At 39.3% G+C, this 6,472-nt stretch carries 6 protein-coding genes and 1 other annotated feature; all 6 genes read left to right on the top strand.

Annotation, left to right across the window (positions count from 1 at the left end; genetic code table 11):
- The first annotated feature begins 98 nt into the window (after positions 1-98).
- The 6 genes from ABDZ53_RS06215 to ABDZ53_RS06190 all read left to right on the top strand — a co-directional run bounded on the left by ABDZ53_RS06215 (position 99) and on the right by ABDZ53_RS06190 (position 6,432).
- Positions 99-1,400: a hemolysin family protein gene (locus ABDZ53_RS06215; RefSeq protein WP_343754776.1), complete on the top strand. Its 1,302-nt coding sequence runs from the start codon at positions 99-101 to the stop codon at positions 1,398-1,400.
- A gap of 125 nt (positions 1,401-1,525) precedes the next feature.
- Positions 1,526-1,774: a binding site (T-box leader), on the top strand.
- A gap of 367 nt (positions 1,775-2,141) precedes the next feature.
- Positions 2,142-3,212, top strand: a complete 1,071-nt coding sequence (locus ABDZ53_RS06210; RefSeq protein ID WP_343754774.1) for a methionine ABC transporter ATP-binding protein — start codon at positions 2,142-2,144, stop codon at positions 3,210-3,212.
- A gap of 11 nt (positions 3,213-3,223) precedes the next feature.
- Positions 3,224-3,904 carry a methionine ABC transporter permease gene (locus tag ABDZ53_RS06205; protein ID WP_343754771.1) on the top strand — a complete coding sequence of 227 codons (681 nt, stop codon included), beginning with the start codon at positions 3,224-3,226 and terminating at the stop codon, positions 3,902-3,904.
- A gap of 20 nt (positions 3,905-3,924) precedes the next feature.
- Positions 3,925-4,743 carry a MetQ/NlpA family ABC transporter substrate-binding protein gene (locus ABDZ53_RS06200; RefSeq protein WP_343754769.1) on the top strand — a complete coding sequence of 273 codons (819 nt, stop codon included), beginning with the start codon at positions 3,925-3,927 and terminating at the stop codon, positions 4,741-4,743.
- Between the two features lie 22 nt (positions 4,744-4,765).
- Positions 4,766-5,959: an amidohydrolase gene (locus ABDZ53_RS06195; RefSeq protein WP_343754767.1), complete on the top strand. Its 1,194-nt coding sequence runs from the start codon at positions 4,766-4,768 to the stop codon at positions 5,957-5,959.
- A gap of 107 nt (positions 5,960-6,066) precedes the next feature.
- Positions 6,067-6,432 carry a metallophosphoesterase gene (locus ABDZ53_RS06190; protein ID WP_343754765.1) on the top strand — a complete coding sequence of 122 codons (366 nt, stop codon included), beginning with the start codon at positions 6,067-6,069 and terminating at the stop codon, positions 6,430-6,432.
- Positions 6,433-6,472 lie beyond the last annotated feature (40 nt).

Here is a 6,472-nt window from a genome sequence, read left to right as displayed (position 1 = left end):
AGAGCGGGCAAAATCGCACTGTTAACAAGGAAAAGTAGTAAACCGGTTAGGTTTTGACACCCTAACCATAATATATTTTATTATGGAGGCAACATAGAATGGCAGTAGCTGTTATTACACTTATAATTTTAATACTAGTCAATGGTTTTTTTGCGGCTTCTGAATTAGCTTTTGTGAATCTCAATGATAACAAAGTGAAGCGTTTAGCATATCAAGGCGATAAAAAAGCCAAAAAATTGTATCAATTAATTTCCAACCCTAGTTTGTTTTTAAGTACGATTCAGATAGGTATTACTTTAGCTGGGTTCTTATCAAGTGCCTTTGCGGCTGATTTCTTCGCAGGGCCGATTGCTGAAACCTTATACAATTGGGGAGTTCCCTTATCCCTTGGCTTACTGAATACCTTATCTGTCGTTGTAGTAACCATAGTTTTGTCTTACTTTACACTGGTATTCGGCGAACTGGTACCCAAGCAGTTAGCCTTGCAGAATGCTGAAAAAATAGCAGAAGTGGCCGTTGGACCGGTTTCTTTGCTAGCGAAAATCAGTGCACCTGTTGTCAAATTTTTATCTTTTTCCATTAACATGGTCTTAAAGCTTTTTGGAATTGATCCTGATGCCGAAAATGAAGAGGCGACTGAAGAAGACATACGTTTACTTGTTGATTTAGGAAAAGAACGGGGAAATATTAATCCAGCAGAAGAGTTAATGATAAAAAACATTTTTGAATTCGATGATACAACGGTATTAAATATCATGACTCACCGAACAGACATGACGGCCCTTTCCGTTGAAGCCAATTTTGAAGAAGTACTGAAGGAAATCAATGAAACGCGCTTTACACGGTATCCTGTTTATGAAGAAGAGGTAGACAATATTATTGGTATTTTACATGTGAAAGATTTATTTGAATACCAGGAGAAAAAGGGACCCTTTAACTTACGTGAGATTATTCGCCAACCGCATTATGTCTTAGATTCACAAACGATTGATGTCGTGTTCAAAAAAATGCAGCAAGGAAATACGCATTTAGCTATTGTAACGGACGAGTTCGGCGGGACACAAGGATTAGTCACCATCGAAGATGTGCTTGAAGAAATTGTAGGGGAAATCTCAAGTGAAAGTTTAGAATCTGAATTTGATGAAATAGAAATCAAAAAATTGTCTGACAAACAATATTTAGTTAAAGGATCGACTCGGTTAAGAGATATTGAATCTGTATTAGGTGTATCCTTGCCTTCTGATCAATATGAGACTGTACGTGGCTTTATGATCAGCCGTCTGGGGTACATTCCAACGAAGACCACTCATCAAGCGATTACGCACAAGCATGTTAATTTTGAAATTAAAAAAATTGAAGAAAATCGAATCGAATCCATTTTACTTACCCTTAACGATTAAAACCAATGAGAAAAGGTTGTGCCTGGCTATTAAAATAAGCCTGTACAATCTTTTTTCATTTTACTGTTGACATTTCATTTTTCTGTCGGTATACTAAGCTTCAAGTTAATAAATCCCTAATAAATGAAACAATATGAAAAGGAAAGTACATTTAAGAAGTCTTTTAAGAGAGTCTGTGTGTGGTGCGAACAGATAAGAAAGATTAAATGGAAAATGGCCTTTGAATGGAGTAAGCGAGCTGAAAAGTAAACTTACTACGGGTTCACCCGTTACAGTGACTCAGTCTACAAGAAATAGTTCTTGTGCACTGGCAGAGATACGTCTAGTAATAGGCGTATGAAATAAGGTGGTAACACGATTGAATCGTCCTTAAAGAAATTCTTTTTTACGAAGAAGCATTTCTTTAGGGACTTTTTTTATTCAAATAGTGAATATGCGATGACAAGTAGAGTACACACACAACACGACAAAAACAGAGAGCCTGGGTAGGTGAGAGCAGGTTTGTATGAGTGAGTGGAAAATGGGCTTGTAGCATGGGATACCGAGTGTTTTAACATAAGGCTATCGTGGGGGCGCCCATTACAGCGCCGAAGTATAGGTCATGCCTGTACTTTCTGAGGAATTGGCTGTGAGGTCAATTTAAACTAAGGTGGTAACACGGACTAAACGTTCGTCCTTTTGACTGGAGTATTCTGGTTAAGGACGGGCGTTTTTTTATTTTACTGAAAGGATTGATTTAAAATGATTCATTTAAAAAATATAGATGTCACATTTAACAGTGATAACAGAGTCGTTCAGGCTGTGAAAGATGTTTCTCTGACAGTAGAGAAGGGAGATATTTATGGCATTGTTGGATACAGCGGAGCAGGAAAAAGCACGTTGGTACGAACCATAAACGTCTTGCAGCCTCCAACATCGGGGGAGGTTATAGTAGACGGCATTAATTTTTTAACTCTCAATAAGAAAGAATTAAGAGCGAAACGAAAAAAGATAGGTATGATTTTCCAGCACTTTAATTTAATGAGACAGCGAACTGTGGCGAGCAATGTGGCTTATGCACTGAAAGGATCAGGCTTGTCGAAGCAAGAAGTGAAAGCAAAAGTGGATGAGCTACTTGACTTGGTCGGTTTAGCAGATAAAAAAGAGGCTTATCCCTCTCAACTCTCAGGTGGGCAAAAACAAAGGGTAGGCATCGCAAGAGCTTTAGCGAACGATCCTGAAATTCTGCTTTGTGATGAAGCAACAAGTGCCTTAGATCCAAAGACTACTCAGTCCATACTAGCCTTACTAAAGGAACTGAATAAAAAGTTGTCACTGACTATTGTCATTATTACCCATGAGATGCAGGTAGTCAAAGAAATCTGTAACAAGGTAGCCGTTATGGAAAATGGAGAAGTAGTCGAGAGTGGAGATATCGTCTCACTGTTTACTGCACCAAAAAACCCATTGACCAAAGAATTTATTAATACAGCAACACATATTGATCAAACGTTAGAAAAAATCTTTAGTCATCCATCACTGCTTACTAGAGACTCAAAGACAGTCTTGGCCAATATCACTTATGTAGGAGAAAGCACCAGTACCCCGTTAATTGCTAGTCTTTATGCTCAGTTTGGAGTAACGACTAATATCATTTACGGAAATGTCGAAATCCTTCAGCAGACTCCTATAGGTAACCTGATTGTTGAGTTGTCGGGAGACTTAAGACAAAGAGAAAAAGCTATTGCTTATCTGGAGGCAAAAGAGGTAACGGTGGATGTATTGGATGTGAGACCTATATATACAGCACCAGAAGAAGTAAAAATAAGTTAGGAGGATAAAAAATGCGTGCATTTTTAGAAGATTACTTTTCAAATGTGATTCAAATTAGAAGTGAAATCTGGGATAGTATCTGGGAAACGCTCTACATGGTTGGATGGACTGCTTTAATCGCAGGTGTCCTAGGGATTATCTTAGGCGTAACACTTGTCGTTACTGAGCAAGGAGGAATTTTGGAAAATGAGAAACTGTACAGTTTTTTAGAAAAACTAGTCAACGGCTTCCGTTCGGTCCCTTTCATCATTATGCTAGCATTGATCGCTCCCTTTACTCGATTCATTATAGGGACTTCCATCGGGACGACGGCAGCGATAGTGCCTTTAGTTGTTGGTACAGTTCCTTTTTATTCAAGACAAGTTCAAAATGCTTTACTTGAAGTGGATGCAGGGGTTATTGAAGCAGCTGAAGCGATGGGATCATCGCCTTTGGAAATTATTTTCAGGGTCTATTTGAAAGAAGGCTTGCCTTCACTTATACGGGTCTCATCTGTAACAATTATTAATTTGATCGGTATTACGACCATGGCAGGGGCCATTGGGGCAGGTGGTTTAGGGGATCTAGCCATCTCCAGAGGATATAACCGAAATCAAATGGACGTCACGCTAGTCGCTACGGCAGCCATTTTAGTTATTGTATTAATTAGTCAATTAATTGGAGATTATTTAGTTAAAAAAACAAGCCATTAAATATAAAGGGGATATGAAAAATGAAAACTATTAAAAAATGGGTATTAGCTGCAGGATTAACATTAGGAGTGGGGGTATTAGCTGCATGCGGGGACTCAACAGCAGGAGAATCAGAACCGATAACGATTGGGGTAGTCGGAGCTGAAAACGATGTGTGGGATTTTGTGATTGATAAATTAGCAGAAGAAGGCATTGAAGCGGAACTCGTCCAATTTGCAGACTACAACCAACCGAATAACGCATTAGCAGAAGGTGAGATTGATTTAAACTCTTTCCAACATAAATTATTTTTAGAGTCATTCAACGAAGACAATGGAACAGATTTGGTTCCCATTGGAGAAACCGTTATTGCTCCTTTAGGTATTTACTCTGATTCTTTAGAATCGATTGATGAATTGGAAGAGAATGCTTCTGTCGCTATTCCAAATGATGTGACAAACGGCGGGCGTGCCTTGTTACTATTACAATCTGCCGGTTTGATTTCAGTGGATCCAGAAGCTGGAGTGACTCCAACGATTCATGATATTACAGATAATCCATTGAACCTTTCTATTGAAGAATTAGACGCTGCTCAAACTGCCCGTGCCCTTCAAGATGTATCTGTATCGGTTATCAACTCAGGGATGGCAGTAGATTATGGTTTTGTTCCAACAGAAGATGCCATTGTATTAGAAGAAGTGAGCGACGATTCTGATCCGTATATTAATATCATAGCAGCAAGAGAAGAAGATAAAGATAATGAAGTGTATCAGAAAATAGTTGAAGCTTATCAATCAGAAGACACCATTGAAGTCATCGCGGAAACATCAAAAGGATCATCGATTCCAGCTTGGGACTAATCACTAGGGGAGGAAGAGTATAATGACAAACATATTAACAGAACTATCTATTAGCGAAGAAGTAAAGGAAGGGGCAGAAGAGGTTGTCGCGCTACGACGCTACTTCCATCAGCACCCTGAACCGAGTTTAAAAGAATACGAAACGATCAAACGCATTAAAGAAGAATTAGATAAACTGGATATTCCTTATGAATCGGTTGGGGAAACGGGAGCAATTGGAACTATCGAAGGTAAAAGAGGATCAGGAAAGACGATCTTATTAAGAGCGGATATTGATGCGTTGGAATTAGAAGATGCCAAAGATGTTCCTTACAAATCTAAGAAGGATGGCTTACATCACGCATGCGGACATGATGGGCACACGTCTGCTTTACTAGGTGCAGCCAAAATATTGAAGAAACACGAAGACAAATTTTCAGGAACCATTAAATTAGCCTTTCAACAGGCAGAAGAAATTGGGGCTGGTGCTCGTCAGTTTGTTCAGGGCGGATTTGTAGAAGGCGCAGACCAAGTGTTCGGTCTACATTTAGATTCTAGTGTACCAGTTGGAAAACTGGTTTCAGTTGCCGGAGCCACAAATGCATCGTGTGATATATTTAAAATACATGTGCATGGAAAAAGTGCGCATGCGGCTAGACCAGATCAAGGAATTGATGCCTTACTGGCTGCTTCAGCCATTACAGTGGAACTTCAAAGCATCGTAGGCAGAGAAGTCAATCCATTAGATAATGTGGTCGTCGCTGTCGGGGTCTTGAATGCTGGAACACGTTATAACATCGTAGCGAATCATGCTTACCTTGAAGGAACGGTCCGCACATTTAGTCATGAAACACGTGCTTTTGTATTAGAAGCTGTAGAACGTGTCGCTCGTAGGGTGGCTGAATCTCATCGCTGTACTATTGAATTTGAAAACTATGATGCGGCAGCCCCGTTAATCAACCATGAAGAACCGGCTCGCCGTGCAGCTGAATTAGCTGCAGAAATAGTGGGAGAAGAAAATGTGATAAGAAATCAGCCTAAAAGCTTAGGGGCCGATGACTTTGCGGATTTCTTAGCCGAAGCTCCCGGTGTGTATGCAAGAGTTGGGACACGGAATTTAGAAGATGAGAGCACATGGTATGGGCACCACCATGAAAAATTCGACATTGATGAAAGAGGCCTAGCTTACGCCACAGAGCTACATGTAAGATATGCTTTAGATTATTTAGGTAGCTAACACATAAGCGATTCGGAGCAGACTGATGGGGCTCTTGAATCGCTTTTTTAATAGGAGTTATGATAAGTATGTTAAAATAAAGGAGAGGAGGTGGCGGGGGATAAAGGATGACTAATCGAAATAAAACATTCATAATTACCGGGATTTTAATGGCTATCTTTCTCATTGGAGGAGGCTTCTTTTTTAATGAGGAAGAGATGGAGTTATCCTTAAATTTAAATAGAGAACAATCCTTTGCAAAAGACAAAGACTTAACTGTTTTAGTGGCATCTGACTTACATTATCTCTCCCCAAGTTTAATTGAAGAAGGAATTTTAACTGATAGTTTATTAAACGACGGCGATGGAAAAATGACTCATCAAAGTGAAGAAATTGTAGATACTTTCATAGAAGAAGTAATAGAGATCAGTCCAGATTACGTCATACTTAGTGGGGATTTAACCTTTTGTTTATGGCAATATAAAAGTAGATAGTATTGCAACGAAAATCTTAGAAGCTTGAACAAACAAAAAA

It is taken from the genome of Alkalibacterium iburiense (genome assembly GCF_039521845.1).
Classification (GTDB): domain Bacteria; phylum Bacillota; class Bacilli; order Lactobacillales; family Carnobacteriaceae_A; genus Alkalibacterium; species Alkalibacterium iburiense.
Note: the sequence above shows the minus strand (reverse complement) of the source record. Positions and strands in the feature narration are given on the sequence as shown.

What these genes read in the sequence shown, in the direction of transcription:
- ABDZ53_RS06210 (WP_343754774.1), top strand. Translation starts at nt 2,142, where the DNA reads ATGATTCATTTAAAAAATATAGATGTCACATTTAACAGTGATAACAGA.
- ABDZ53_RS06200 (WP_343754769.1), top strand. Translation starts at nt 3,925, where the DNA reads ATGAAAACTATTAAAAAATGGGTATTAGCTGCAGGATTAACATTAGGA.
- ABDZ53_RS06215 (WP_343754776.1), top strand. Translation starts at nt 99, where the DNA reads ATGGCAGTAGCTGTTATTACACTTATAATTTTAATACTAGTCAATGGT.
- ABDZ53_RS06190 (WP_343754765.1), top strand. Translation starts at nt 6,067, where the DNA reads ATGACTAATCGAAATAAAACATTCATAATTACCGGGATTTTAATGGCT.
- ABDZ53_RS06195 (WP_343754767.1), top strand. Translation starts at nt 4,766, where the DNA reads ATGACAAACATATTAACAGAACTATCTATTAGCGAAGAAGTAAAGGAA.
- ABDZ53_RS06205 (WP_343754771.1), top strand. Translation starts at nt 3,224, where the DNA reads ATGCGTGCATTTTTAGAAGATTACTTTTCAAATGTGATTCAAATTAGA.